This window comes from Cypionkella sp. TWP1-2-1b2 (assembly GCF_049896245.1).
GTDB lineage: Bacteria > Pseudomonadota > Alphaproteobacteria > Rhodobacterales > Rhodobacteraceae > Cypionkella.
On sequence record NZ_JAFCTX010000004.1, the window covers coordinates 44,963 to 71,753 of the forward strand.

Consider the following 26,791-nt stretch of genomic DNA (forward strand, 5'->3'; position numbering starts at 1 on the left):
ACCCACCCTTACACTTCCACTTGCCCCATCGCCATCGCCATCGCCATCGCCATCGCTAACGAAATATCACATCCTGCTTAACACAAGCTTGAAATGTTCCGCCCAGTTTGGTGGCGTCTTTGTCGCCCTTTTCGTTATCCCAACCGTGGCCAACCGGCTGATTGTTTCCATCCAAGAATAACTGTCCGCTAGCTCAAGGTAAACCGCGAACTCCCCCAGAAGCTCTTGAAATACTGCCAGATCAGAGACGACAACCGGGGTGCCCAAGCTGGCAGCCTCCAGCGCGGGGATGCCGAAGCCCTCGGCGAAGCTGGGAAAGAGTAATCCCTGTGCGCCTTGCAACAGGAAGGCGATCTGGCCATCGGTTAGGCCGGCGCGCTCCTGAATCGGGGAATCATCTGGCAGGGTATTCAGCCGGGCGAAGACCTCATGGTTCGACCAGCCGCGCCCACCAAGGATCAGCAGGCCGGGGGGATTGGGCATTTGCGCCCAAAGGTTCAGCAGAAGGACGTGATTCTTGCGCGGCTCGATGGTGCCGAGGGTGACGAAATAGGGCTGCGTGGGGGTGTCCGTGGCGATGGGGTGCGCGACATGCACGCCCAGATTGGCGGTGATACCTTCCGGCACGCGGCCCAGACGGGCCAGTTGCGCCTCGGTCTCCGCCCGGGTGGCTTGAGTGGTGTGGATCACCAGATCGGCATGGCTGGCGACCACCTGCATCTTGCGACGGAAGGGCTCTACCGTATCGGGACGGGCGAATTCAGGGTGATCGAGCGGGATGGTGTCATGCACCAACACGGCGATTTTCAGACCAGCGGCGTGGATTTGCGCCAAGCTGCGGTCGTCCAGATTGGCGTGGCCGGTGTTGAAATAGCTGGAGCCGGGGGGCAGATGGCGCTTGAGCAGACGCGCCAGACGGCGCTTGGTGCAGCGGGCGATGGCAAGACGGCGCAGCGCGGCCTCGGCCCGACCGCGCGCAGGATCACGCCGCCATGCGATGCGGCCAATCAGGTCATTGCGGGTCAAGTCCAACGTGCCGTCACGCAGCGCGATCATCGCAGGACGGTCCAGCAGCAAAAAGCCCGGCGCTGTCCGCACCAGGCCCAAACACAGCGTATCCAGCCGCAAAAACTGCTCTAGATAGGCGAACTCAACCCGGTCCACCCCGGTCATTGGCCCCTTGCTCAGGCGCGACATCAGCCGCGTCAGGTCAAGCAGCCGCGCCGGGACCACCGCTTACTGCGCCGCTTTTTGCAACGCGATCATGTCGTTCAGATAGGCACCGAATTCCTCGCGCAGGTCCGGTCGCGCAAGTCCGAAAGCCACCGTCGCCTGTAGGAAACCCGCCTTTGATCCGCAGTCATAGCGCTGCCCGCGGAAGCGATAGCCATAGACCTTGCCCGCCTTGGTTTCCTCGGCGATGGCGTCGGTCAACTGAATCTCACCACCCGCGCCTTGCTTCATTTTGTTCAGATTGCTCAACACCTTAGGCGTCAGGATATAGCGCCCGATCACCGCGAGGTTAGACGGCGCATCCTCGGCTTTCGGTTTTTCAACCATGCCCTTGGCCAGCACAATCGCGCCCATATCCTCGGCAATATCCAACACGCCGTAGGACGAGGCCTTATGCGGCGGCACTTCCATCGCGGCGACCATGTTGCCGCCAGTTTGCTCGTAAGCCTCCATCATCTGCTGCAAGCACGGCTTTTCAGCGGCGATCACGTCATCGGGCAGCAGCACGGCAAAGGGTTCATCGCCGATCAGACGGCGGGCGCACCAGACGGCATGACCAAGGCCCAAGGGGCGGGTTTGACGCAGATAAGCAATCGCGCCGGAATCCATGTTGGTTTCCTTCAGGATCTCCAACAGATCATCTTTCCCGGCTTTGCGCAGGGTGTTTTCCAGCTCGGGTGAGTGGTCGAAGTAATCCTCAAGCGCGGATTTGCCGCGCGAGGTGACGAAGATAAATTCCTTGATGCCCGCAGCACGCGCCTCATCAATCGCGTATTGAATCAGCGGCCGGTCCACCAGCGTCATGATCTCTTTCGGGATGGATTTGGTGGCTGGCAGAAACCGCGTGCCCATTCCGGCAACAGGAAAGACTGCTTTCGTGACTTTTTTAATCTTCATCGGCCCATTCTTTCGCACTGCCCGGCATTTTCGGACAAATTATACCCTAACCCACAAAGCTTAACAGAACAATCGGTTCGCTTTGGGGATGGCATTTCTGTTACCCCTTATAACGCAGTTCCGCAGTCACAGTTCCGGGGAAAATTCGCTGTAACGCCGCGGCATTGGCGGCGCTCAGCCGATGGGGCGGTAGGCAGACAGGCGCGCGGCTTCTTCTGCGACGCGTTTTCGCAAGGATATCAGCCGAAAACGCGGACCATGGCGGGTCGATTGGCCGAAAATGCCGCCGGTTTGCAGCCAGTATCCTTGTGGCTGGAAGCTGATTTTATGCGGGCGGGCTGTGGGGGTGAACAGGAAAACCGTGGTGATATGCGCTGTACTGGCGGCCGCCTCGGCCAGCAGGCGGCGCTTTTGCCAGAACCGCCCGGCGAGGATTTTACCGGGGCGCGGGCCGGTCTTTAGCGGTTGCAGCGCGGCACTGGTTTCTGGGAGGGGTGACAGCGCGGCAAGTATATGGGCAAGCCCCTCAGCCCAGCCTTGGGTGAGGCTGGTCAGCAGGCCCAGTTCGGCCTGCACGTCGATACGACCAGCGCGGCGATGTTCGGCTATACGGGTAGATTCCCGCAAGGATAGAGCCTTTAACGCGGCTGAAAAATCAGCTTCTGGCGCGTGGCGGCGCAGGAAAATCGCGGTGCTGGCGGCAATGTCATGCAGGCTCAGCGGCACCCGATTCGCGGTGCGGCGTGCGCTGGCGAGATAGCCGTGATGCACCTGCGCATCGGGGATGATCGCGGTGAGGCCCGATAAGTTTTGCCCCGACAAGCGCAGGTTCACATCAGCTTCGTCGAGGTAAAATCGGTAAGCCGGATCAAAGCCGCCGATCGCAAGCAGCGCATCGCGACGGAAGGCGCAGTTGGTGCCTTGGGTTTTCACCGCCCGCTGTGGCGTGTTGGCGCGCAGGACCGGCTCGGTGATGGTCAGCGGGTGATCTTGGTCGAATTGATCAACCTCGCACGCCTGCCACTGGTAGGAAATCCCGTTGCGGCCCCGGATAAAGCCCGTGCTGGCGGTGACTTGCGCGTTGGCAAAGGGCGCGGTCAGGCGCGACAGCCATGTCGGCTCGGCCACCGCATCATCGTCGATGAAGGCCACGACGGGGCCAGAGGCCATGGCCAGCCCGGCATTGCGGGCGGCGCTGATGTTGGCTTCGTCAAATGTCACGCATTTCAGCGGCAGCGGCAGGTTCTCCGCCTGCCGGATCGCCTCGGGGTCGGCCACCACGATCAGCTCAAAATTCGGGTGATCCTGCTGGGTTAGAGCCACAATGCAGCGCATCAGCGCCGCCGCGCGGTGGCGGCTGACGACGATCACGCTGACGGGGGCCATGGTCATGCAAGCGCGGCCAATGCGGCCTCGATCACCGACACGTCGGAGGGGTTGTTTAGCTCCCAAAACGTCAGGCCTTTGCCATCGACCTGCACGCACAGCACTTGCCGCCCGTTTTCGAGGAAGCGGAGTTGTTCCAGACCTTCAAGCGTCTCTAACGGGCCGATAGGCCAGCTTGGATAAGCGGCCAAAGCGGCGGGACGATAGGCGTAGACGCCGACATGGTGGAACACCGGGGTGTTTTCATCATCCGCGTAGAGGCGACCAGTGAAGGGGATCACCTCTTTCGAGAAATACAGCCCGCGCATCCCCGCGCCAAAAACCGCCGTTGTGCCACCAACCCGACCTGCCCGCCTGTCCGCCAGAAAGCCGTTCAACGCGCGACCATCGCAGCGCAACACCGGGGTGGCAATGTCCGCCTCGGGTGCCGCGCGCAGACCAGCGATCAGGTCTTCGACAAACCACGCAGGTGTCAGCGGCGCGTCGCCTTGCAGGTTCACCACAATGTCATACCCCGGCAACAAGGCGGCAACCTCGGCACAGCGTTCGGTGCCGTTTTGCGCGGTGGACGAGGTCATGATCACCTCGGCCCCAAAATCCGCCGCATGGTCGCGGATGCGGGTATCGTCGGTCGCGACCACCACGCGACTGACCCCGCGCACAGCCATGGCAGCCTCCCAACTGCGCCTGATCAGGGTCTTCTCGCCATCCGGGCCTTTCAGCGAAACCAAGGGCTTGCCGGGATAACGCGCGCTGGCATAGCGGGCCGGGATGACGAGAAGCACGCTCATTTTTGCAAGATCACGCCGGGGGCGTAGGCGATGAAAAACGGATTGTCCCAGCCTTGCTTGCCATAGGCCAAAGGCCTGTGATCATCAAAGCGCACCACATGACCGCCCGCGCCGCGCAAAACGGCATCGCCTGCGGCAGTGTCCCATTCCATCGTGCGGCCAAGCCGGGGATAAAGATCGGCCTCTCCAGTCGCCAGCAGACAGAATTTCAGGCTGGAACCCGCCGATTTCATATCCTTAAACGCGTATTTGGCGATGTACTCATCTGTCGCCGCATCACGGTGCGATTTTGAGGCCACCACCATCAGCGCAGTGTTGTCAGGCTTGGAGACGGAAAGCCGCGTCACCGGCCCCGCCGCATCCTTGGTAAAATCACCGGTTTCCTCAACCGTCGCCCCATCCGCCTGCGTGTAAAACAGCCGCCCCTGCGCCGGGGCATAGACCACGCCGCGCAACGGCACGCCATTCTCGACATAAGCGATATTCACGGTAAAATCGCCACGCCGCTGCACAAACTCTTTCGTGCCATCCAGCGGATCGACAATCAGAAAGGTTGAGGCGGTCAAAGCATGGCTGTCCGCCTGTTCCTCGGTGATCAGCACCACATCCGGGAAAGCTGCACGCAAGCCTGCCGAGATGATCGCATCGGCAGCCTCGTCGGCTTCTGTCACTGGGCTGGCATCGGATTTCGACCGCACCGCGAAATCCGGGCCATTGTAGACCTGCATGATGCGGTCGCCCGCTTCCAATGCCAGACGGCGAATGACGGGGATCAGATGGTCAAAGTTCATAGGCTCTCCTGACAAGCGCGTCATCGCATTGCCGTGTTGTTGATTAATTCAGACATCGCCTTTATCATCGGTTGCAGAGGGAACAGCAAGATTTCCTGCGCTATAATGGGCCACGCCCAAACATGAGGTTGCGGTAATGTTTCGCCCGGAAGTCAAACGCACCAAGGTGACCAGCGGTTTTGCCATGCTGGAGCTGATTTTTCACGCTGCCGTGCGCAACGTGCGCAAGCAGCATGGCAATGCGGTGATCGGGTTGCTGATGAGCATCACGCAGTCGGTGCTGATGGTGGTGATCATGGTGTTCATGTTCGACCTGTTGCAGATGCGCGGCTCGGCACTGCGCGGTGATTTCGTGCTGTATATCATGTCCGGGGTGTTCAATTTTGCCACCCATGCCAAGACGTTAAGTGCGGTGTCGAAATCCGATGGGCCAACCTCGGCGATGATGAAACACTCGCCGATGAACACCATCGTGTCGATTTCCTCGGCGGCACTCGGGGCGCTTTATCTGCAGACCCTGTCGGCGATGGTGATCCTGTTCTTTTACCACACGCTGTGGACGCCGATCACCATTTACGATCCCGTGCCAGTGATTGGCATTTACATGCTGTCCTGGGCCTCGGGCATTGGCGTGGGGATGATCTTCAAGGCCGCAACCCCTTGGCAGCCCGAGTTTTTCAGCATCGCGACCTCGATCTACGCCCGTGCCAATATGATCTTTTCCGGCAAGATGTTCTTGGCCAACGCCATGCCCTCCAGCCGTCTGCACTATTACACATGGAACCCGCTGTTCCATTCGATTGACCAAACCCGCGGCTACATGTTTCAGAACTATCATCCGCATAACAGCTCGATCGACTACACCATCTGGGTGACCTTCGTGCTGATCGTGATCGGCCTGATGGGTGAGAATTTCACCCGCAGGCATGTTTCTGCCAGTTGGGGTGCCGGGCGATGAAGCGGCTTTTGCTGTGCCTTGGCCTGCTGTGGCCGGGCTTGGCGGACGCGCAGGTGTTGACCGCGCTGTATGATGTGGCCGGGGTCACAGGGGATGATATGCTGAATGTTCGGGTCGGCCCAGATGCCGATAGCGCCGCTAGGGGCTGCTTGCCGCCCAATGCCAAAGCGGTTGACGTTGTGGTATCGCTGTAAAGCGCTGGCAGACCTGTTCGGACGGGATGTCTGACAAAGCCTTGGTATCCGCCTTGATCTGTTTCAGGCGGCAAGCCCGAACCAATCCGCAAAAACCCTGCATGGGTGCTGCCATTTGGCACCTTTGGCAGTCTGAATCCCCGCCCACAATCCAAACCCGGCAATTTTTCCGATCATTGATTAGGTTTTACCCCCCACGCAGCGCTTGCAGGGTCAAATCAGCCTGCCTATATACGCCCAGAAGCCGGAAACGGGCAGTAGCCCTTCCGGGTCTCATGGGATCGGGACGGAATGCCTGCTTGGGTTCCGCACCACAACATCGCCTACGGAAAGGGACCACTCATGGCCAAAGTCATCGGTATTGACCTCGGGACGACCAACTCTTGCGTTGCCATCATGGACGGCTCGCAGCCCCGGATCATCGAAAACTCGGAAGGCGCGCGCACCACGCCGTCTATCGTCGCCTATACGGAAACCGAGCGTCTGGTCGGTCAGGCTGCCAAGCGGCAGGCTGTCACCAACGCCAGCAACACCATCTTCGCGGTCAAGCGGTTGATCGGGCGTCGTCATGACGATCCGGTGATCGTCAAAGATCAGAAGAACATGCCGTACAAGATCGTCAACGGTGGCAATGGCGATGCTTGGGTCGAAGTGCGCGGGGAGAAGTATTCTCCGGCGCAGGTTTCGGCTGTCATCCTGCAAAAGATGAAAGAAACCGCTGAAAGCTACTTGGGCGAAACCGTCACCCAAGCCGTGATCACGGTTCCGGCCTATTTCAACGACGCGCAACGCCAAGCCACCAAAGACGCGGGCCGCATTGCTGGTCTGGAAGTTTTGCGTATCATCAACGAGCCGACCGCAGCCGCACTGGCCTACGGTCTGGACAAAAAAGAAGCACGCACCATCGCGGTTTATGACCTTGGCGGCGGCACGTTCGATATCACCATTCTGGAAATCGACGACGGCTTGTTCGAGGTGAAATCCACCAACGGCGACACCTTCCTTGGTGGTGAAGACTTCGACATGCGCATCGTCAATTACCTGGCGGATGAGTTCAAGAAAGAGCATGGCGTTGATCTGTCCTTGGACAAGATGGCGCTGCAACGCCTGAAAGAAGCGGCTGAAAAAGCGAAGATCGAGCTTTCGTCCAGCCAGCAGACCGAGATTAACCAGCCTTTCATCTCGATGGACAAGAACTCCGGCCAGCCGTTGCACTTGGTGGTCAAACTGACCCGCGCCAAGCTGGAATCTCTGGTCGATGATCTGGTCAAAAAGTCGATGAAGCCCTGCGCTGCCGCGTTGAAAGACGCTGGCATCTCGATCGGCGACATTGACGAGGTTGTTCTGGTCGGCGGTATGACCCGGATGCCGCGCGTTCTGGAAGAAGTCACCAAATTCTTCGGTAAAGAGCCGCACAAGGGCGTGAATCCCGATGAAGTCGTGGCCGCTGGTGCCGCCATTCAGGCGGGCGTGCTGCAAGGCGACGTCAAAGACGTGGTTCTGCTGGACGTGACTCCGTTGTCCTTGGGGATTGAGACCCTCGGCGGCGTGTTCACCCGCCTGATCGACCGCAACACCACGATCCCGACCAAGAAGTCTCAGGTGTTCAGCACGGCGGAAGACAACCAGAACGCCGTGACCATCCGCGTCTTCCAAGGCGAACGCGAAATGGCTGCCGACAACAAGATGCTGGGCCAGTTCAATCTGGAATCGATTCCCCCAGCCCCGCGTGGTCTGCCGCAGATCGAGGTGACATTTGACATCGACGCCAACGGCATCGTGTCGGTGAAGGCCAAAGACAAAGGCACCAACAAAGAGCAAGCGATCACCATTCAAGCCTCGGGCGGTCTGTCCGACGAGGATATTGAGAAAATGGTGAAAGACGCTGAGGCCAATGCCGAAGCCGATAAAGAGCGTAAAGAGCTTGTGGAATCGAAGAATCAGGCCGAAAGCCTGATGCACTCGACCAAACGTTCGTTGGCAGAACACTCTGACAAGGTTGATCCTTCGACCGTCGAAGTGATCGAACTGGCAATGTCGGCGCTGGAAGATGCGTTGGCGACGGAAAACGCTGGCAAGATCAAAGGCGGCATCCAGAACCTGACCGAAGCGGCGATGAAGCTGGGCGAGGCGATCTACAAAGCCTCGGCAGACCAGGCCGACGGTAAGGATGAGGATGAGCAGCGCGGCGTGGATGAAGATATCATCGACGCTGACTTCGAGGATCTCGGGAACAACAAGCGGAAGTAAGCCGCCAGGAACCAAAACAGGGCGGCCCAGCTAAGGGCCGCCCTGCCGCGTTCCCGTGAAGGGGTTTTGCATGGCAAAGCGCGATTATTACGACATTCTCGGTGCCTCCAAGGGCGCTTCCGCAGAGGATTTGAAGAAGGCTTACCGGGTGAAAGCGAAAGAGCTTCACCCCGACCGCAATTCCGACAATCCCAACGCCGAAGCCCAGTTCAAAGAGTTGAACGAAGCCTACGAGGTGATGAAAGACGCCGACAAGAAGGCGGCCTACGACCGTTATGGTCATGCGGCCTTTGAAGGTGGCATGGGCGGCGGCGGTCAACGCGGCGGTTATGCCGGCGGCAACGGCGATTTCGCATCGGCCTTCTCGGATGTGTTCGAAGACCTGTTCGGCAACTTCACCGGCGGCCGGGGTGGCGGCGGGCGTTCGCGCGCCCAGCGCGGGTCTGACCTGCGCTATAACCTGCGCGTCAGTATGGAAGAAGCCTTTGCAGGCGTTCAGAAAACCATCAACGTGCCGACTTCGGTGACCTGTGACATCTGCCACGGCACCGGGGCCGAAGGCGGCGCTGAACCTGTGACTTGCCCGACCTGTTCCGGCATGGGCAAGGTCCGCGCGCAGCAGGGTTTCTTCACTGTCGAACGCACCTGTCCCACCTGTAACGGTGCCGGCCAGATGGTGAAAAACCCCTGCAAAAACTGCGCAGGGCATGGCCGGGTTGAGAAGGATCGCTCCCTGTCGGTCAACATCCCGGCTGGGGTGGAAACCGGCACCCGTATCCGTCTTGCGGGCGAGGGCGAAGCCGGAATGCGCGGCGGGCCATCGGGTGATCTTTACATCTTTATCGAGATGAAAGAGCACGCGATTTTCCAACGCGACGGCGTGCATCTGTTCTGTCGCGTGCCGATCACGCTGGCCTCGGCGGCGCTGGGTGGTGAGATCGAAGTACCCACCATAGACGGCGGTAAATCGCGCGTCAAAGTGCCTGCGGGCGCGCAAACCGGCAAGCAGATGCGCCTGCGCGCCAAGGGCATGCCCGCGCTGCGCGGTGGTGGGTCTGGCGATATGGTGATTGAGTTGGCGGTGGAAACTCCGGTCAACCTGACCGCGCGGCAGAAGGAAATCCTGCGGGAATTCGACACGCTGGCGACCGATAACAACCCGGAAGGCACTTCATTCTTCTCAAAGGTCAAAGGCTTTTGGGACGGGATGAAAAGCTAAAATCAGGCGGGCAGCGATGCCCGCCTAATTCATCGGCGCGCCGCCTTCCTCTTTCCGCTTTGACACAAACGCCCCTAATGCCTCATCAATCGCAGGGTCCAGCGGCGGTTGTTCATACTCCGTCAGCAGTTGCTTCCAGACCAGATTCGCCCGCTCGCGCGTTTTGATGCCACCCTTACCAAGCCACGTCGTATGGTTGTCCCAATTCGACAAAAGCGGCGTGTAAAACGCCTGCTCATAGCGGCTCATCGTGTGATCCGAGCCAAAGAAATGCCCGCCCGACCCCACTTCGCGGATCGCGTCAAACGCCAAAGTCGCCTCATCGACCACCAGCGGCTTGAAATATTCCTGCATCATTTGCAGCATCTCGGCATCTACGATCAGCTTCTCAAAACTCGCCGTCAGCCCGCCATGCAGCCAGCCCGCCGCGTGTTCGATCAGATGCGCGCCGCCCATCATCGCGCCCCACAGCGACATCTGCGACTCGTAGGCCGCCTGTGCGTCGACCTCATTGGCCGCATTCACATTTGACGACCGAAACGGCACCCCGATCAGCCGCGCAAGTTGCCCCGAAGCCTGCGCCGCCTTGGTATATTCCGGCGTGCCAAACGCGGGCGCGCCGGAGCGCATATCGACATTCGAAGTAAAGCCGCCATACATCACCGGCACGCCCTTTCGCACGATCTGGGTCAAAGCAATCCCCACCATCGCCTCGGCGTGCTGCATCACCAGTGCCCCCGCCAGCGTCACCGGGCTCATCGCGCCCGCCAAAGTGAACGGCGTGATCACCACCACCTGACCGAACTCCGCCATGGTCATCAGCCCCTCAGCCATCGGGATATCCAGTTGCAACGGTGAGTTGGTGTTGATGATGCCCAGCAGACAGGGCCTGTCGCGCAACCCCTCCGGCGTGGTGCCCAAAGAAATCGCCGCCATCTCGATGCCGTCCAACGTGCGCGCTTGCCCCAAGGTTTCGGTCTGCCAGTTCTTATCCAACAGCCGGATTTGCGCATGAAAGCAGTCGAGATAGCGGGTGTCGGCGGGCAAATCCATCGGCTCGAACGGATTGCCGCCGCTTTGGTGGATCACGTTCAGGCTTTGGATCAGCTTCAGATAATCCTGCATTTCGGCAAAACTGCCTGTCCGGCGCCCACCGTCATTGTCCATCACATAAGCCGGCCCACCGACTGACGCGAACACGCAATCAGCGCGGCCAAACCGCAAACTCCGCGCCGGATTGCGCGCCTCTAGCCCGAAAGTGCGCGGCACAGTAGCAAGCAAACTGCCGACCAAATCCGCATCCAGCCGCACCGTATCGCCCGAAACCTCTGCCCCCGCCTGTGCAAACAACGCCCGCGCTCGTGGTTCCAAAACCGCCATGCCAATCTCGGCCAGCACCCGCAAAGCCGAGGTGTGGATCGCCATCACATGATCCGCCGACAGCACTTCGGTCGGCGGATAAGGCCGCGGCACTTGGCCGAACGGCGACTGATGCAGCGCGCCCATCGTGCGCGGGCCACGGGTCGCGCTACGTTTGCGTGGAGTGGGATCGGTCATAGCAATCCTTTCAGCGGTGGTTTTTCACGCCGCAAAACGGGCTCGACAAGCCCACCAAATCCGCGTGCGAAGCGATGCGCCGAATAGACCGCATCGGCGATGGACGACGGTTGCAAGCAATCGCCCACGCGCGAAACCGCAACGCCAGCGGCCAGCAAGGGCGCGTAAAGATCATCCACGGGGACCCGGCCCGTCACCACAATCAGCGTGCCGCAAGCCCGCCCAATCTCGCGCCCAGTATAGGCGCAGGCCAGCCGCACCGCGTCGTCGCTTTGCCCCAACAGCAGATGCGAGGCGACAATTTCCACCCCCGCCTGCAGCAACCGCGTCTGCACAAAGCCCTGCTCATCGGTCAGCACCGTCCAACTTGACGCCACCGCATGAGGGGTCACATAGATCACCGCACGGCCCAGCGCCCGCAACCGTTGCGCCAAAGCGCCGCCCATAAAATAATGCTCGTCATCATAGATCACCACCGGGCCGTCCACAGCGGCCCCGGCAAAAATATCGTCAGGAGTCAGCGCCTTGGGCAGATCGAGCGGCTGCATCCCCGCCACCCCAACTCCGTCGCGACGCCAGTGCGACCCCGTGGCCAGCACCACATGATCGGCACCAAAATCCGCAATGTCACCCGCCGTCATCTGACTGCCGGGATAGACCTGCACATTGTCCAGCTTGCCGATCATATGCGCCCGCCAATCGCGCACCCTGATCCACGTTGCCAAACCGGGCAGCGTCGATTCGCGTAAAATCCGCCCGCCCAAAGCATTGCCCGCCTCGGCCAGCGACACGTCAGCACCCCGCCGCCCCAAACTCAACGCCGCTTCCAACCCCGCTGGCCCAGCGCCGACCACCAACACCTTCTGCCGCTTCGGCAGCACAGCAATCCGCTCGGGATGCCAGCCCTGCCGCCACTCCTCGGCCATCGTTGGGTTTTGCGTGCAGCGCAGATGCACCGCCTCATTGTTGGCGGCGCGGCAGATGTTGCAGCCGATGCACTCACGGATTTCGTCCGCGCGACCCTCGCGGATTTTCAACGGCAGGAACGGATCGGCGATTGATGGCCGCGCCGCGCCGATGAAATCCTGCACACCACGCTTGATCTGCGCCACCATCGTCTCGGGCGAGGTAAACCGCCCCACCGATACCACTGGCTTCGTCGTCAGGCTTTTCACAAATGCCACATAGGGGTCCTGAAACCCCTCGCCGCTGAACCGCGCCGATTTGCTGTCATTGCCCAGCGCGCCCGCGATATTCACGTCCCATAGATCGGGCAACTCGGCCAGCATCTCAATCACCTCGCGCCCCTCGCCCGCACTGGTGATACCGCGCGGGCCATGCAGTTCATCGACCGCCAGCCGCACCGCCACGGCGCAGGTGTCGCCGACCGCTTCCTTGGTATCCTCAATCATCTCGCGCAGCAGCCGCACCCGGTTTTCCAACGACCCGCCATAGGCATCGCCGCGCGTATTGCTGCGGCCTGACAGGAACTGAAACGGCAGGTAATCATGTCCCGCATAGACATAAACAATATCAAACCCGGCCCGCTTGGCGCGCAAGGCCGCATCGCGCTGCCAGCCGCGAAACGCCTTGATATCGCTGGCATCCATCGCCCGCGCTGTGGTCGGCAGATGGAACATCGCGGGCTGCACATCCGGCGCAATCCCCGGCAGCCGCGTCATACGGTTCGACGCATGTGCGCCGCCATGCCACAGCTCAATCCCCGCCAAGCTGCCATGCGCGTGGATCGCATCCGCCGTCAGCGCCAGCGCCGGAATATCGCTGTCATCCCACAGGGTCAGAAAGCCGTGCGGGCTGTCGTCCGAACTTGGATGGATCGAACAATACTCGGTGCAGACCACGCCCCAGCCGCCTTCCGCCTTCATGCCGCGCAAAGCTGCGCCTGCTTGCGGGCGCTGCCAGCCCAAGCCTGTGGCATGCGGAGTCTGATAGAATCGGTTCGGCGCCGTGACAGGCCCGATCCGCACAGGCTCAAACAGGATCGCGTGGGTGGGGTCCATCATCGCCTCATTGTTGAATGATCGTATAGTATGTTCGGATACTTTGGTGCGTCAATGGCCTTAAATTTATGTTGCCAAGTGACCTATGCTTGTTACATGATCGTTCAACAAGAGGATAACATGCCGCACATTCAAACCGCGTTCCCACATCAGGTGCAGACCATCGAAACCCTCTGGGTGCCGCTGCCCGATGGCACGCGGCTGGCGGCAAAGCTGTGGTTGCCCGATACTGCGCTGACCGGGGCTGCCCCGGTTCCGGTCTTGCTGGAATACCTGCCCTACCGCTTGCGCGACGGCACCCGCACCCGCGATCAGGGCCTGCATATGTATGTCGCGGGTCACGGCTATGCCTGCATCCGGCTGGACATTCGCGGCACTGGCGACTCTGAAGGCGTGATCACGGGCGAATATACCGAACAAGAGCAGCTTGACGGCGTCGCCGCGATAGACTGGCTGGCGCAGCAACCGTGGTGCGATGGCCAAGTCTCGATGATCGGCATTTCATGGGGCGGCTTCAACGGGTTGCAAATCGCCGCGCGCCAGCCTGCGGCGCTGAAATCCATCATCACCGTGGGCTCCACCGATGACCGCTACGCCACCGATATCCATTGGATCGGCGGCTGTCTGTCGAAGGATAACTTTGACTGGTCCGCCACGATGTTCTCCGGCAACGACCTGCCGCCTGATCCGCAAGTGGTGGGTGAGGCGTGGCGCGCGATGTGGATGGATCGTATCCAAGCCAACCAACCGTGGATCATCGAATGGCTGCACCATCAGCGCCGCGATGATTACTGGCGGCAAGGCTCGATCTGCGAGGATTTTTCGGCGATCAAAATCCCGGTCTATGCAATCAGCGGCTGGGCCGACAATTACTCCGAAGCCGTCCCGCGCCTACTAGCCAATCTGCAAGGCCCCCGCCTTGGCCTGATCGGCCCTTGGGCGCACTCCTATCCCCACGAAGTCATGGTCGAGCCCGCCATCGGCTGGCTGCAAGAACTGGTGCGCTGGCTGGATCATTGGACCAAGGCCATCGACACTGGCATGATGGATCAGCAGATGTATCGGGTCTGGATGCAAGATTATGTGCCACCGCACACCTGCTACCACGCCCGCCCCGGTCGTTGGGTTGCCGAGGACTCATGGCCCTCGCCACGCATCCATCCTGAACACATGGCCCTAGGCAGTCACGGCGTCCTCGGCGGCACAGGCAACGGCACCCAGCAAATCTGCTCCCCGCTTTGGGTCGGCCTGACTGCCGGAGAAGTGGGTCGCTACGGCAATGATGCCGACTGGGCGACAGACCAGCGCGAGGATGATGGCGGCTCGCTGGTATTCCTATCCGCCGCCCTGACGGAACAGAAAGAAATCCTCGGCGCGCCGCAACTACACCTCACCTTCTCCAGCGACAAACCTCAGGCCCTCGTCGCCGTCCGCCTGAATGATGTTGCCCCCGACGGCCGCTCTACCCGCGTCGCGGTCGGCCTCTTGAACCTGACCCACCGCGACAGCCACGAACACGCCACTCCCCTTACGCCGCACGAAACCTACACCGCCACCGTTGACCTAGACGATATCGCCCACGCCTTCCCATCCGGCCACCGCATCGCGGTCTCAATCTCAACCACCTATTACCCGATCGCCTGGCCCTCGCCCGAACTGGCTACCCTCACCATCCATCTTAGCGAAAGCCACCTCACCCTCCCCATCCGGCCCCCAAACCCCAAAGACGCCACCCTGCCCACCTTCGGCCAGCCCATCCGCGCCCCGCAAACCCCGCACACCTACCACCCGGTTGAAAACCCGCCCAAGCGCCGCGTCACCCGTGATCTGCTCTCCGGCAAAATGACCGTCGATTTCCCGCGCTGGACCTACAGCAAAACCATGCCCGACATTGGCCAAACCCAAACCGCCACTGGCATCATCAGCCACGAAATCGTCGACGGCGACCCACTCTCTGCCGTCACCCTCACCCACTACAAAGCGACCATGCAGTTCCCCGACCACACCATTCACCACCACTCCACCGGAAAAATGTCCTGCACAGCCACCCATTTTCGCGTCCAACAAAGCCTGAAAATCCACGAAGCCGACACCCTGATATTTGAGCGCCAATGGGATGAGGAGATCGCGCGTGATATGGTCTGACCAATGCTGACCTATGCGATCAAACGCATCGCCCTCGCGGTGCTGATCCTGTTTGTGGTCATGCTGGCGATGTATGGCATGGTGTTTCTGGTGCCCGGCGATCCCGCCAGCGTCGCCCTCGGCCCCCGCGCCACCCCGGCGCTGAAAGCCATGCTGTCTGAAAGGATGGGCCTAGACCAACCCGTCGCCGTGCAAATCTGGCGCTTCTTTGCCAATGCCGCGCAGGGCGATCTTGGCATAGACGTCTGGTCCAAACGCCCGGTGCTGGATCAAATTTTTGAGGCCTTCCCGCAAACCTTGCTGCTCGGCACCGTCGCCCTAAGCTGGGCGCTGACCCTCGGCATCACGCTCGGAGTCCTCGCCGTCGTCTATCGCGGCACGATGATCGACCGCGCCCTCGGCCTCGTCTCGGTCAGCTTCATCTCGGTGCCGTCCTTTGTTGTCGCGATCTACCTGCTCTTGATCTTCGCGGTCTGGCTGCAATGGCTGCCTGCCATCGGCGCGGGCAAAGCCGGAGACATCCCCTCGCAAATCAAGGCGTTAATCCTGCCCGCCATCGCCGTTGGCATCGGCTGGGTCGGCTACCTCGCCCGCATGGTCCGCGCCTCAATGCTAGAGATTATGGCCGCCAACCACATCCGCACCGCCCGCGCCTTTGGCCTGCCCGAACGCAAAGTCGTCACCCGCTACGCCCTGCGCCTTGCCATCGTGCCCACCATTTCGGTGATCGCCGTTGGCCTCGGCAGCATCCTGTCCAGCGCGGTCTTCGTCGAAACCGTGTTCTCGCGCCCCGGCATCGGAACGCTGATCACCGGGGCCGTGTTCAAGCGCAATTACCCCGTTGTGATGGGCACCGTGCTGGTGACAACCGCCTTCTACCTGCTGGTGATCACCTGCGCCGACCTGCTGATCGCCAAGCTAGACCCGAGGGTGCGCGATGCGCTGGCCCGCTAACCTGCGCGCGCTGCGGGCGCTGATCCGCGATCCGATGGGGCTGATGGGCCTGATCCTTGTCACTCTGTTCATCCTGATGGCCGTGGCCGCCCCGATCCTCGCCCCCTACGATCCCCTCGCCCTTGACGTGCGCGCCAAACTGCAAGCCCCCAGCCTTGCGCATTGGCTTGGCACCGATCAGCTGGGCCGCGATACCTTATCCCGCATCATCTACGGCGCACGCACCGCCCTGACCATCGCCCTCACCGCCATCGGCCTTGCTGGCAGCATCGGCATTGTCTTGGGTCTGATCGCAGGTTACGGCCCGCGCTGGCTCGACGCCGCGCTCGTCCTCATTTTCGACGCCCTGAACTCCCTGCCAATGATGATGTTCGCCCTCGCCATCATCACCGTGCTTGGCCCCGGCACAGGCACGCTGATCCTTGTTGTCGTCCTCGTCTCAATTCCCGGCTATGCCCGCCTGATCCGCGCCCAAACCCTGAGCTTACGCAGCGCCGATTTCATCGTGGCCGAGCAAGCCATCGGTGCGGGCACCCCCCGCATCCTGCTGCTGCACCTGCTGCCCAACGTGTTCGGCCCGCTCTGTATCGTGCTGTCGATGGATATCCCCGTGGTGATCATGCTGGAAGCTGGCCTCAGCTACCTCAACCTCGGCGTCAAACCCCCGACGCCGTCATGGGGCAACATCCTCTACGACGGCTACACCGCCATCCGCACCTCCAGCACCCTCGTCATCGCCGCCGGTGCCCCCCTCGTCCTCGCCACCCTCGGCTTCACCTTCCTCGGCGAAGGCCTGCGCGACGCCCTCGACCCGCGCTTTGCCACCGCGAGGCCGCGATGACGCAGCCCCTGCTAGAAATCGACGCCCTCAGCATCGCCTATCACAGCGACCACGGCAAACTTTCCGCCCTGCGCGGGGCCAGCCTGATCGCCCGCGCAGGCGAAGTCATTGGCATCGTCGGTGAAAGCGGCTGCGGCAAATCCACCCTTGCGGCGAGTGTGATCAATCTGCTGCCACAAGCCGCCGAAGTCACTAGCGGAGCCGTCCGTTACAAGGGCCAAGACATCCTGCGCCTGCCGCCTGAGGCCCAGCGTGCCCTGCGTGGCCAAGACATTGCGATGATCTTCCAAGACCCGGTGACCGCTTTTAACCCGGTGCTGACCATGGGCGCGCAACTGGTCGATTTCCAGCATGCCGCGCAAATCCCCCGCGCTGAAAAACTAAACCGCGCCCGCGCCCTGCTGGCCCGTGTGGGGATGCCCGACCCCGACCTCACCCTGCGCCGCTACCCGCATCAACTGTCGGGCGGGATGCGTCAACGCGTCGCCATCGCCGCCGCCTTGTTGATGAACCCCACCATTCTTGTCGCCGATGAACCCACCACCGCGCTGGACGTGACGATGGAGGCGCAAATCATCCACCTGCTGCGCGATCTGCGCCGCGACTATCAAGGCGCAATTCTGGTAATAACGCACCATCTCGGCGTCGTCGCCGAGCTCTGCGACCGCGTCTACGTCATGTATGCTGGCGAGGTGGTCGAGGAAGCCCTTGTCGACGACCTGTTCCACGCCCCCCGCCACCCCTACACCAGCGCCCTGATCGCCTGCGATCCCGGCCATTTCGACCAAGCCACCCCGATCCTGCCCACCATCCCCGGTCGTCTCCCCGATCTGCGCACCCCGCCCATCGGATGCGGCTTCGCACCCCGCTGCCCCCTCGCCAGCGAAATCTGCGCCACCCCACCGCCCCGCATCCAAATCTCGCCCACCCAATCCGCGCTGTGCCACAAGGCCGAGGCGCAGCCATGACCCTGCTCTCCGTCCAAAACCTCGCCCTCGACCTCCCCCTCTCGGGCGGCCTCCTCTCCGCCCTGAACCCCAAATCCCGCCGCACATTACAAATCTTCGCCGACGTATCCTTCACCCTGAACCCCGGTGAAACCCTTGGCCTAGTCGGCGAATCTGGCTCTGGCAAAACCACCCTCGCCCGCGCCCTGCTGGGCCTGACCCCCACTACAAACGGCACCATCCACTTCGACCAAACCCAGCGCCGCACCCCCAAAGATTTCACCGCCATGCGCGCGAACACCGCGATGATGTTCCAGGACGCCATCGCCTCGCTCTCCCCCCGCATGACCATCGGCGCGCTGCTGGCAGAACCCCTCACCATCCACGGCCAACCCGCCCCCAAAGCCAAAATCGCCGAGATGCTGGCCCTAGTCGGCCTCCCCCCCGATTTCGCCACCCGCTACCCCCACGAACTTTCCGGTGGCCAAGCCCGCCGTGTCGGCGTCGCCCGCGCGCTGGTGCTGAACCCCAAACTGGTGATCGCCGATGAGCCCACGGCTGGCCTTGATGTCTCGGTCCAAGGCGAAATCCTTAACCTGATGACCGACCTCAAGACCCGCCTGAACCTCAGCTACCTGATCATCAGCCACAACCTAGCGATGGTCCGCCACGTCTCGGACCGCATCGCGGTGATGTATCTGGGCCGATTGGTCGAGATCGGCCCCACGAGGCAGACCTTCGCCCAGCCCCTGCACCCCTATTCCCAAAGCCTGATCGCATCCGAGCCGCTACCAGACCCACGCAAGCGCCGCCAAGACCTTGCGATCAAAGGTGAAATCCCCAGCCTGCTCAACCGCCCCAAGGCCTGCGTCTTCCAAAGCCGCTGCCCCCTCGTTCAACCGATCTGCCGCACCGATCCCCCCACCTTGCGCGAAATCAGCCCCGCCCGCTTCGTGCGCTGCCACTTCGCCACACCCACAGGAGCCCTATCATGACCCAATGGCGCACCGACCGTCGCGGCTTTCTGCAAACCGCAGGCGCAGCCCTTGCCGCCCTGACCCTGCCCGCCAAATTCGCTTGGGCGGCCGAAGGCGACACCCTGCGCATCCGCGCAACCGCCGATTTCCAATGTCTCGACCCGAAAAACATGATCGGCGAGCTGGATGAGATCATCCCCCGCTGCACCCAAGTCGCCCTCGTCCGGCTTGGCGACATGCGCGATGGCAACAAATGGCAGCCTTGGGGTGCCGAGAAAATCGACTGGATCGACCCCACCAAGATCGGCTTCACCCTGCGCGAAGGCCTGCAATGGTCGAACGGCTTCGGCCCCGTCACCCCCGAGGATGTGAAATTCTCGTTCGAGCGTATCGCAGGCAGCGATTCCGCCTGGGCCTACCAATTCGAAAAACTCGACCATGTCGAAGTTATCGACGCGCGTTCCGGCATCATCCATCTGAAAGAGGCCTTCGCCCCCTTCATGGTGATCGCGCTGCCCTATTACGGCGGCAATATCATCTGCAAAGCCGCCACCGAGAAAGTCGGCGGCAGCTACACCACCGAAGCCCCCGCCGAGTGTGGCCCCTACCGTTTTGCCGCGTGGGAGCAGAATCAGAAAATCACCCTCACCGCCAACCCCGATTGGACAGGCCCAAAACCCGCCTTCGCAACCGTGGAAATCTACATCGTCAGCGATGATCAGGCCGCCCAACTGGCATTCGAGGCTGACGCCTTCGATTTCACCAAACTCGCCGTCAACGCCACCGCCCACATCAAAGCGGCAATGCCCGCGAACTCCACTTTGATCGAGGCGCAATCCACCCGCTATTCATGGCTGGTGATCAACCAGAATGCCGAGCCGCTGAAGGATATCCGCGTCCGCCAAGCCATCCAATACGCCTACGACAGCGACGCCGTGCTGCTGGGCGCTTACGACGGTCTTGCCACCAGATCGACCGGAGTCGTCCCGCCCACGGGCCCCTTCGCCCGCGCCGCCAACCTGATCCCCACCCGCGATGTTGAAAAAGCCAAGGCGCTGCTGGCCGAGGCTGGCGTGTCCGACCTGACCCTCACCCTCGTGGCGCTGACCGACAGCACCACCCAAGCCATCGCGCAAATCTTTCAGGCCAATATGGCCGAGGCAGGCATCACCGTCGAAATCCAGCCGACTGAGGACGCCGCCTATTGGTCCGCAGGCGACAAGACCGCAGGCGATGGCTATAAATCCTTGGAACTGGCGCTGATGAACTTCGCGGGTGGCATTGATCCGACCGAAAACCTTGTCTGGTTCCGTCCCGATCAGATTGGCATCTACAACTGGGCCCTCTTCGACAGCGCCGAGTTTGAAGCCCTCTACCAGCAAGGCCTGACCGAACAGGACGAGGCCAAGCGCAAGGCGATCTTCAACAAGATGGAAGACCTCATGGAAGCCTCCGGCGATTTCATCTTCATCTGCTTCGAGCCCTACATCGCCATCCACAACAGCAATATCAAACCGGTGATCATGGCAGACGGCCATCCTGACCCGGTGATGTTTACCAAGGCTTGAACGCCGCCGCGCAATAGGCGACATCAACCGGGCTGGGCGATACAGCCCGGCACACATCCAAGGCAAATGATGACCAGCACCGCCCCGAAATACAGCCGCATGACATCCGAGCAGCGCTCGGTCAGTCTGGTGCAGGCGGGTCTGGCCTGCCTCGCCCGCGGCGGGATTCTGGAATTTACCATCGACAATATCTGCAATGAAGCAGGCGTGTCGCGCGGCCTGATCACCCATCATTTCAAATCGAAAGATGGCCTGTTGGTCGCGGTTTACCGCACGATGTATGAACGCCTGCACAGCGGGCTAGAGGCGCCAAATCCGAAAAAATCCCGCCTGCTGGCGATCCTTGACGCCATGTTCGCACCCGAGTTTTTCAGCCGTGAGGAGTTGAACATCTGGCTCGCCCTGTGGTCCGAAATCGTCAACAACCCCGCGCTGAAACGCGAACACCGCCGCCAATACACCCGCTACCGCCGCGATCTGGAAACTGCGCTGGCCGAGGTTGCCACCGCGCGCGGCCTGACGGTTGACGTGAAATCCCTCGCTCAAATGCTGATCGCCTTGGTGGATGGCTTGGGGCTGGAGCGCTGCATCGAGCCAAAACTGCTGTCGCCCAAAGCCGCCAAGCAAATCTGCATCTCAACGCTGGAACTGGCTTTGGGGCCGCTTTAGGCACGGAATTTGCGGCCAATATCGCCAGTTTTGCAGCGTTTCATCTACATATAGTGGCGGAACAACCCAAACACACAAGTCATTCCCAGCGGGGAAGACTTTTCAGACCCGGCCATCAGCGCAGCCACATCCTTTGGGCAGTCTCACCCGCGCTTCACGCTGGCCGTCACATAGTTGCAAGACAAATCCCGCGCCGAGGTAGACCATTTCCAACTAATCGGGTTGAACACCATCCCCTTGCGGTCCACAGGATCAAGTCCGGCCTTGCGGATCAGATCGTAAAGCTCGTCCGGCTTGATGAACTTCGCCCAGTCATGCGTGCCTTTCGGCAGCCAGCGCATCACCCATTCCGCGCCGATGATCGCCATCACAAAGCTTTTCGCGTTGCGGTTCAGGGTTGAACAAATCATCAAACCGCCCGGTTTCAGCAACTGCTGGCACGCTGTCAGATAGCCCTGCGGACCCGCGACATGCTCGACCACTTCCATGTTAAGCACCACGTCAAACTGCTCACCACTCGCCGCCAAATCTTCCGCCGTGGTATGGCGGTAATCAATCACCAACCCCGATTGCGCCGCATGAACCTGCGCCACCGGAATGTTGCGCGGCGCCGCATCCGCCCCCACCACATCCGCCCCCAACCGCGCCATAGGCTCCGACAGCAACCCGCCGCCGCAACCAATATCCAGAATCCGCAGTCCCTTGAACGGCAGGGCTTGCGTCAAATCCCGATCAAACTCCGCCGCGATTTGCGACGTAATATAATCCAGCCGGCACGGGTTCATCAGATGCAACGGCTTGAACTTGCCCTCGGTATCCCACCATTCTGCGGCCATCGCCTCAAACTTTGCGACTTCGGCGGGGTCAATCGTGTTGGTCTGGCTCATCGGAACTCCTTGCGCGCCGGGCGGTGGTGGCGCACTCTGACCCGACTATATAGGACGAATATGGATCACAGATCAGGGCAAAAGCGCGCATCGGAATATCTTTACCCGCCGGTCGAGCCATTCGATCAGCAGATGCTGGATATGGGCGATGGCCACCGGATTTACGTCGAGCAATGCGGCCGCCCGGATGGCGTGCCCGTTCTGGTGCTCCACGGCGGGCCGGGGGGTGGCTGTAGCCCTGCAATGCGGCGCTATTTTGATCCTTCAGTTTATCGGGTGATCCTGTTCGATCAGCGGGGATGCGGGCGATCACGCCCGCATGCCTCGGTCGAGGATAACACCACCTGGCATCTGGTCCGCGATATCGAGGTGATCCGCAAGACGCTGGGCATCCAGCAGTTCATCCTGTTCGGCGGCAGTTGGGGCGCGACACTAGCCCTGATCTACGCGATCTCGCATCCAGATCATGTGCGCCACCTCGTGCTGCGCGGGGTTTTTCTGGCGACGCGGGCCGAGTTGAATTGGTTCTATGGCGGCGGGGCTGGCGCGTTTTACCCCGACCTGTGGGCGCGGTTTGTCGGATTGATTCCGCCTGCCGAGCGGGATGATCTTATCGCGGCCTATCATCGGCGGCTGTTTGGCGGCGATTTGGGTCAGGAAACCCAAGCCGCGCGGATCTGGGCAGGGTGGGAGAACGCGCTGGCTTCCGTATCATCCGAGGGGTTCATGGCGGGCGACGGCCCGGCAGATTATGCACGGGCTTTCGCGCGGCTGGAGAACCATTATTTCGTCAACGCGGCGTTTCTGGAATCGGACGGTTGGATTCTGCGTGAGAAGCACAAGATCGCCCATATCGGCGCGGATATTGTGCAGGGGCGGTTTGATATGATCTGCCCGCCGGTCTCTGCCTCTAAGCTGGCGGATGGTTGGGATAAGGCCCGGTTAAAGGTGGTGCCGATGGCGGGTCATGCGCTGTCAGAGCCGGGAATATCAGAGGCTTTGGTGGCCGCGATGGATGCTTTGCGGGACCGGTCCCAACTCGGAACCAAATAGAACCTTTGCAAAATAAACACGTTGCCCTTGCTGCGCTAAGATCCTTTCAACATTTCCCCCCCGATGAGGCCGCTATGATCGACTTTTCTGCTTTCCTTGCCCTTGCCAATACCCCGCTGGAAGCCTTCACACCCAAACCCACCAGCTTTGAGGGCGATCAGCAGGAAGCCTCAATCGCGCTGTTCACTTCCGCCGATGGTCGGGTTGAAATCGGCGTCTGGGAATGCACTCCGGGGCGCTTCACCGCCGACCGCAGTGCTGCGTCCGAATTCTGCCATTTCATCAGCGGCAAGGTTGAGATGACCCATGCCGATGGCAGCAAAGTCCAGCTTGGCGCAGGCGATGCGATTGCATTGCCGTTGGGCTGGAAAGGCGAATGGCGGGTGATTGAGCAGGTGCGGAAACTGTATGTGATCATGCAGGGATGATTGCCGTCTGAGATGCAGCTTGCAAACCGCAGGGGATCGGCCTATAGCGCTTGTAACAGCTGCTTCAGAGTCCAAACCTGAAGCTACCGATCGTCACACGCGGGCCTGTTGGCCCGTTTTTTGTTTTTGGAACATCATGTCTGATCTGATTGCCAAAACCGCTATGGATCGCCGCTTGGCCGATATCGTCACTCCGGTGATCGAAGGGCTGGGCTTTGAACTGGTGCGGATTCGTCTGATGGGTGGAGCGACCCGCACCTTGCAAATCATGGCCGACCGTCCCGACGGCGGGATTGAGGTGGATGATTGCGGTGAAATTTCCACTGCGGTTTCGGCGGTGCTGGACGTGGAAGACCCGATTGAGGAGAACTTCGTGTTGGAAGTGTCCTCGCCCGGCATCGACCGCCCGCTGACCCGTCTCAAGGATTTTGAGATGTGGAAGGGTTGGGAAACCCGCGTCGAGACCACCGAATTGATCGACGGCCGCCGCCGCTTCAAGGGCACTTTGGCCGGGGTTGAGGGCGAGGAAGTGCTGATCGAGATCGAAGAACCGACCGGCACTGTCACCATCGGTTTGCAGTTTGAATGGCTGGCCGATGCCAAGCTGATCCTGACCGACGAACTGATCACCGAAATGCTGCGGCAGAAGAAGGCCAGCGGCGTGATCGACGAATCAGCGTTTGACGAAATTGAAACATCTGAGGGCGACGAAGAAGACGCTCCAGAACCCACCAAACACTAAGCGGGAGAATTCCGATGGCGATTACCTCTGCCAACCAGCTTGAGCTTTTGCAAACCGCCGAAGCGGTGGCGCGCGAAAAGATGATCGAGCCCGAGCTGGTCATTCAGGCGATGGAAGACAGCCTCGCGCGGGCCGCAAAGTCGCGCTACGGCGCGGATATGGACATCCGGGTGAAGATCGACCGCAAGACCGGGCGCGCGACGTTTGCGCGCATTCGGACGGTGGTTGAGGATGATGGCGTCGAGAATCACCATGCGCAACTGACGGTGAAGCAGGCGAAAGATCACCTGAAAGACCCGGTTGTGGGTGACGAGATCATCGACGAAGTGCCCCCCGTTGATTTGGGCCGGATCGCGGCGCAATCGGCCAAGCAGGTGATCTTGCAGAAGGTCCGTGAGGCCGAGCGCGACCGTCAGTTTGAAGAATTCAAAGACCGCAAGGGCACGATCATTAACGGTCAGGTCAAGCGCGAGGAATACGGCAATATCATCGTCGATATTGGCCGGGGCGAAGCTATCTTGCGCCGCAACGAGAAAATCGGGCGTGAGTCGTACCGCCCGAATGACCGGATTCGCTGCTACATCAAGGATGTGCGCCGTGAAGCCCGCGGTCCGCAGGTGTTCCTCAGCCGGACCGACCCGCAGTTCATGGCGGAATTGTTCAAGATGGAAGTGCCGGAGATTTACGATGGCATCATCGAGATCAAGGCTGTGGCGCGGGATCCTGGGTCGCGGGCGAAGATTGCGGTGATCAGCTATGACAACTCGATTGATCCGGTTGGGGCTTGCGTTGGTATGCGCGGCAGCCGGGTTCAGGCGGTTGTGAACGAATTGCAGGGCGAGAAGATCGACATCATTCCGTGGAATGCCGATCAGGCGACGTTCCTGGTGAACGCCTTGCAGCCAGCGGAAGTGTCGAAAGTTGTGATCGACGATGACGCGGGCAAGATCGAAGTCGTGGTGCCGGATGAGCAACTGTCTTTGGCGATTGGTCGCCGGGGTCAGAACGTGCGTCTGGCCAGCCAGCTGACTGGTCTTGATATTGATATCGTGACGGAATCTGACGAATCGGCACGTCGTCAGGCTGAATTTGCCGAGCGCACCAAGCTGTTCATGGAATCGTTGGATATCGACGAGATGATGGCGCAACTGCTGGTATCGGAAGGCTTCGCGAACCTCGAAGAAGTGGCTTACGTTGAGGCAGACGAGTTGCTGTCGATTGACGGCTTCGATGAAGGCACGGCGGGCGAATTGCAAACCCGCGCGCGCGAATATCTGGAAGCGGTCAATACCAAGGCGATGGACGCCGCGCGGGCGCTGGGCGTTGAAGATAGTCTGGTTGAATTTGAGGGGCTTACCCCGCAAATGCTGGAAGCGCTGGCGCTTGACGGTATCAAGACGCTGGAGGATTTTGCGACCTGTGCCGATTGGGAATTGGCGGGTGGCTGGACCACGGAAAAAGGTCAGCGGAAGAAGGATGAGGGCGTTCTGGAGAAGTTTGACGTTTCGCTGGAAGAGGCGCAAACTTTGGTGATGACCGCCCGCGTGATGCTGGGCTGGGTTGACCCGACTGAACTGGCGCAGGCCACGGAAGAAGTCGACGAAGACGAGGAGGCCGAGGCCTGATTTAGGCCTCGGGGTATTACCGTGACACGCGGTGGCCGGGAAAATCTGCAAGACGACCCGGAACGCAAGTGCATTGTGACCGGGGAAGTTCAGCCAAAAGCGGGGTTGATTCGCTTTTGTCTGGGGCCGGAAGATCTGATCGTGCCGGATATTCTGGCACGGTTGCCGGGCCGGGGATTCTATGTCTCGGCTGATCGGGCGGCGATTGAGAAGGCGGCGAAGAAGGGTTTGTTCTCTCGCGCCGCGCGCCAACCGGTCAAGCTGCCGGATGATCTGGCTGATTTGGTGGAAACGCTGCTGCTCAGGCGGGTGGTTGATCTGATCAGTTTGGCCCGCAAGGCCAGCGGGGCCGTGATGGGCTATGAGAAGGTCAAGGAATGGCTGCAAAAGGACAAGGTGCGGGTGCTGTTGCAAGCCGCCGACGGGTCTGAACGCGGTAAGACGAAGCTGCGCGCGCCGGATGGCGAGGGGTCGTATATCGGCTTTTTGTCGGCGGAGGAATTGGGTTTGGCTTTCGGGCGCGAACGTGCGATACACGCCGCGCTTGGCGCTGGTGGACTCACGACGCGTGTTGTAGAGGAAGCGGCAAGGCTGGCTGGGTTGCGTGGGCAAACCGTTCAGCAGGATGGCGACGAGATCGCCTTGAAGGATACGTAGG

Annotated in this window: 24 protein-coding genes; 16 read left to right on the forward strand and 8 right to left on the reverse strand. The window is 60.8% G+C overall.

All coding sequences use genetic code 11. The features are described 5' to 3' along the window. Positions 1–66: 66 nt before the first annotated feature. The 5 genes from ACP7AP_RS03370 to cysQ all read right to left on the reverse strand — a co-directional run bounded on the left by ACP7AP_RS03370 (position 67) and on the right by cysQ (position 5,098). A complete protein-coding gene (locus ACP7AP_RS03370) occupies positions 67–1,197 on the reverse strand; it encodes a glycosyltransferase family 4 protein (RefSeq protein ID WP_426032227.1) in 1,131 nt (376 codons plus the stop codon). Between the two features lie 39 nt (positions 1,198–1,236). Beyond that, complete coding sequence (galU, locus tag ACP7AP_RS03375; RefSeq protein WP_426032229.1) at positions 1,237–2,130, reverse strand: UTP--glucose-1-phosphate uridylyltransferase GalU; 894 nt, start codon at positions 2,128–2,130, stop codon at positions 1,237–1,239. A 174-nt stretch (positions 2,131–2,304) separates the two neighbouring features. After that, positions 2,305–3,522 (reverse strand): glycosyltransferase family 2 protein, encoded by a 1,218-nt coding sequence (locus ACP7AP_RS03380; protein ID WP_426032231.1) that lies wholly within the window; start codon positions 3,520–3,522, stop codon positions 2,305–2,307. Beyond that, a complete protein-coding gene (locus ACP7AP_RS03385; RefSeq protein WP_426032233.1) occupies positions 3,519–4,307 on the reverse strand; it encodes a 3-deoxy-manno-octulosonate cytidylyltransferase in 789 nt (262 codons plus the stop codon). Before ACP7AP_RS03385 ends, ACP7AP_RS03380 begins: the two co-directional genes overlap by 4 nt. Continuing rightward, positions 4,304–5,098 (reverse strand): 3'(2'),5'-bisphosphate nucleotidase CysQ, encoded by a 795-nt coding sequence (gene cysQ / locus ACP7AP_RS03390; RefSeq protein ID WP_426032235.1) that lies wholly within the window; start codon positions 5,096–5,098, stop codon positions 4,304–4,306. The genes ACP7AP_RS03385 and cysQ overlap by 4 nt, the downstream gene beginning before the upstream one ends. A gap of 136 nt (positions 5,099–5,234) precedes the next feature. On the opposite strand from cysQ, the gene ACP7AP_RS03395 reads away from it, so the two are divergent. The 4 genes from ACP7AP_RS03395 to dnaJ all read left to right on the forward strand — a co-directional run bounded on the left by ACP7AP_RS03395 (position 5,235) and on the right by dnaJ (position 9,719). Next, the gene (locus ACP7AP_RS03395) at positions 5,235–6,056 is read left to right on the forward strand and encodes an ABC transporter permease (protein ID WP_426032237.1); all 822 of its coding nucleotides are present in this window, start codon (positions 5,235–5,237) and stop codon (positions 6,054–6,056) included. Then, positions 6,053–6,250, forward strand: a complete 198-nt coding sequence (locus ACP7AP_RS03400; protein ID WP_426032239.1) for a hypothetical protein — start codon at positions 6,053–6,055, stop codon at positions 6,248–6,250. The genes ACP7AP_RS03395 and ACP7AP_RS03400 overlap by 4 nt, the downstream gene beginning before the upstream one ends. A 342-nt stretch (positions 6,251–6,592) precedes the next feature. Further along, positions 6,593–8,500, forward strand: coding sequence for a molecular chaperone DnaK (dnaK, locus tag ACP7AP_RS03405; protein ID WP_426032241.1), 1,908 nt, complete (start codon positions 6,593–6,595; stop codon positions 8,498–8,500). Between the two features lie 70 nt (positions 8,501–8,570). Continuing rightward, on the forward strand, positions 8,571–9,719 hold the full coding sequence (gene dnaJ / locus ACP7AP_RS03410) for a molecular chaperone DnaJ (protein ID WP_426032243.1): 1,149 nt from the start codon (positions 8,571–8,573) through the stop codon (positions 9,717–9,719). A 24-nt stretch (positions 9,720–9,743) separates the two neighbouring features. Here the strand turns inward: dnaJ and ACP7AP_RS03415 are convergent, their stop codons facing one another. Next, on the reverse strand, positions 9,744–11,276 hold the full coding sequence (locus ACP7AP_RS03415; protein WP_426032245.1) for a trimethylamine methyltransferase family protein: 1,533 nt from the start codon (positions 11,274–11,276) through the stop codon (positions 9,744–9,746). After that, positions 11,273–13,297 carry an FAD-dependent oxidoreductase gene (locus ACP7AP_RS03420; protein WP_426032247.1) on the reverse strand — a complete coding sequence of 675 codons (2,025 nt, stop codon included), beginning with the start codon at positions 13,295–13,297 and terminating at the stop codon, positions 11,273–11,275. Before ACP7AP_RS03420 ends, ACP7AP_RS03415 begins: the two co-directional genes overlap by 4 nt. Before the next feature lie 120 nt (positions 13,298–13,417). Between ACP7AP_RS03420 and ACP7AP_RS03425 the strand changes: the two genes are divergently transcribed. The 7 genes from ACP7AP_RS03425 (at position 13,418) to ACP7AP_RS03455 (ending at position 21,398) form a co-directional block, all read left to right on the forward strand. Then, positions 13,418–15,442 (forward strand): CocE/NonD family hydrolase, encoded by a 2,025-nt coding sequence (locus ACP7AP_RS03425; RefSeq protein ID WP_426032249.1) that lies wholly within the window; start codon positions 13,418–13,420, stop codon positions 15,440–15,442. A 3-nt stretch (positions 15,443–15,445) separates the two neighbouring features. Then, complete coding sequence (locus ACP7AP_RS03430) at positions 15,446–16,396, forward strand: ABC transporter permease (RefSeq protein ID WP_426032251.1); 951 nt, start codon at positions 15,446–15,448, stop codon at positions 16,394–16,396. Beyond that, positions 16,380–17,237, forward strand: a complete 858-nt coding sequence (locus ACP7AP_RS03435; RefSeq protein ID WP_426032253.1) for an ABC transporter permease — start codon at positions 16,380–16,382, stop codon at positions 17,235–17,237. The genes ACP7AP_RS03430 and ACP7AP_RS03435 overlap by 17 nt, the downstream gene beginning before the upstream one ends. Next, complete coding sequence (locus ACP7AP_RS03440) at positions 17,234–18,205, forward strand: ABC transporter ATP-binding protein (RefSeq protein ID WP_426032255.1); 972 nt, start codon at positions 17,234–17,236, stop codon at positions 18,203–18,205. The genes ACP7AP_RS03435 and ACP7AP_RS03440 overlap by 4 nt, the downstream gene beginning before the upstream one ends. Further along, positions 18,202–19,179, forward strand: coding sequence for an ABC transporter ATP-binding protein (locus ACP7AP_RS03445; RefSeq protein ID WP_426032257.1), 978 nt, complete (start codon positions 18,202–18,204; stop codon positions 19,177–19,179). The genes ACP7AP_RS03440 and ACP7AP_RS03445 overlap by 4 nt, the downstream gene beginning before the upstream one ends. Beyond that, entirely contained in the window at positions 19,176–20,729 is a 1,554-nt protein-coding gene (locus ACP7AP_RS03450; protein ID WP_426032259.1) for an ABC transporter substrate-binding protein, read from the forward strand. The genes ACP7AP_RS03445 and ACP7AP_RS03450 overlap by 4 nt, the downstream gene beginning before the upstream one ends. 69 nt (positions 20,730–20,798) lie before the next feature. After that, on the forward strand, positions 20,799–21,398 hold the full coding sequence (locus tag ACP7AP_RS03455) for a TetR/AcrR family transcriptional regulator (RefSeq protein ID WP_426032261.1): 600 nt from the start codon (positions 20,799–20,801) through the stop codon (positions 21,396–21,398). Positions 21,399–21,541: 143 nt separating this feature from the next. Here ACP7AP_RS03455 and ubiG read toward each other — a convergent pair whose 3' ends face one another. Then, positions 21,542–22,285, reverse strand: coding sequence for a bifunctional 2-polyprenyl-6-hydroxyphenol methylase/3-demethylubiquinol 3-O-methyltransferase UbiG (gene ubiG, locus ACP7AP_RS03460; RefSeq protein ID WP_426032263.1), 744 nt, complete (start codon positions 22,283–22,285; stop codon positions 21,542–21,544). A 60-nt stretch (positions 22,286–22,345) separates the two neighbouring features. On the opposite strand from ubiG, the gene pip reads away from it, so the two are divergent. The 5 genes from pip (at position 22,346) to ACP7AP_RS03485 (ending at position 26,790) form a co-directional block, all read left to right on the forward strand. Next, positions 22,346–23,338 carry a prolyl aminopeptidase gene (gene pip / locus ACP7AP_RS03465; protein WP_426032265.1) on the forward strand — a complete coding sequence of 331 codons (993 nt, stop codon included), beginning with the start codon at positions 22,346–22,348 and terminating at the stop codon, positions 23,336–23,338. Between the two features lie 74 nt (positions 23,339–23,412). After that, complete coding sequence (locus ACP7AP_RS03470; protein ID WP_426032267.1) at positions 23,413–23,766, forward strand: cupin domain-containing protein; 354 nt, start codon at positions 23,413–23,415, stop codon at positions 23,764–23,766. Between the two features lie 136 nt (positions 23,767–23,902). Next, entirely contained in the window at positions 23,903–24,508 is a 606-nt protein-coding gene (gene rimP / locus ACP7AP_RS03475; RefSeq protein ID WP_426032269.1) for a ribosome maturation factor RimP, read from the forward strand. Positions 24,509–24,522: 14 nt separating this feature from the next. Continuing rightward, positions 24,523–26,133, forward strand: a complete 1,611-nt coding sequence (gene nusA / locus ACP7AP_RS03480; protein ID WP_426032271.1) for a transcription termination factor NusA — start codon at positions 24,523–24,525, stop codon at positions 26,131–26,133. A 21-nt stretch (positions 26,134–26,154) separates the two neighbouring features. Further along, positions 26,155–26,790, forward strand: coding sequence for an RNA-binding protein (locus ACP7AP_RS03485; RefSeq protein ID WP_426032273.1), 636 nt, complete (start codon positions 26,155–26,157; stop codon positions 26,788–26,790). Position 26,791: the final 1 nt, after the last annotated feature.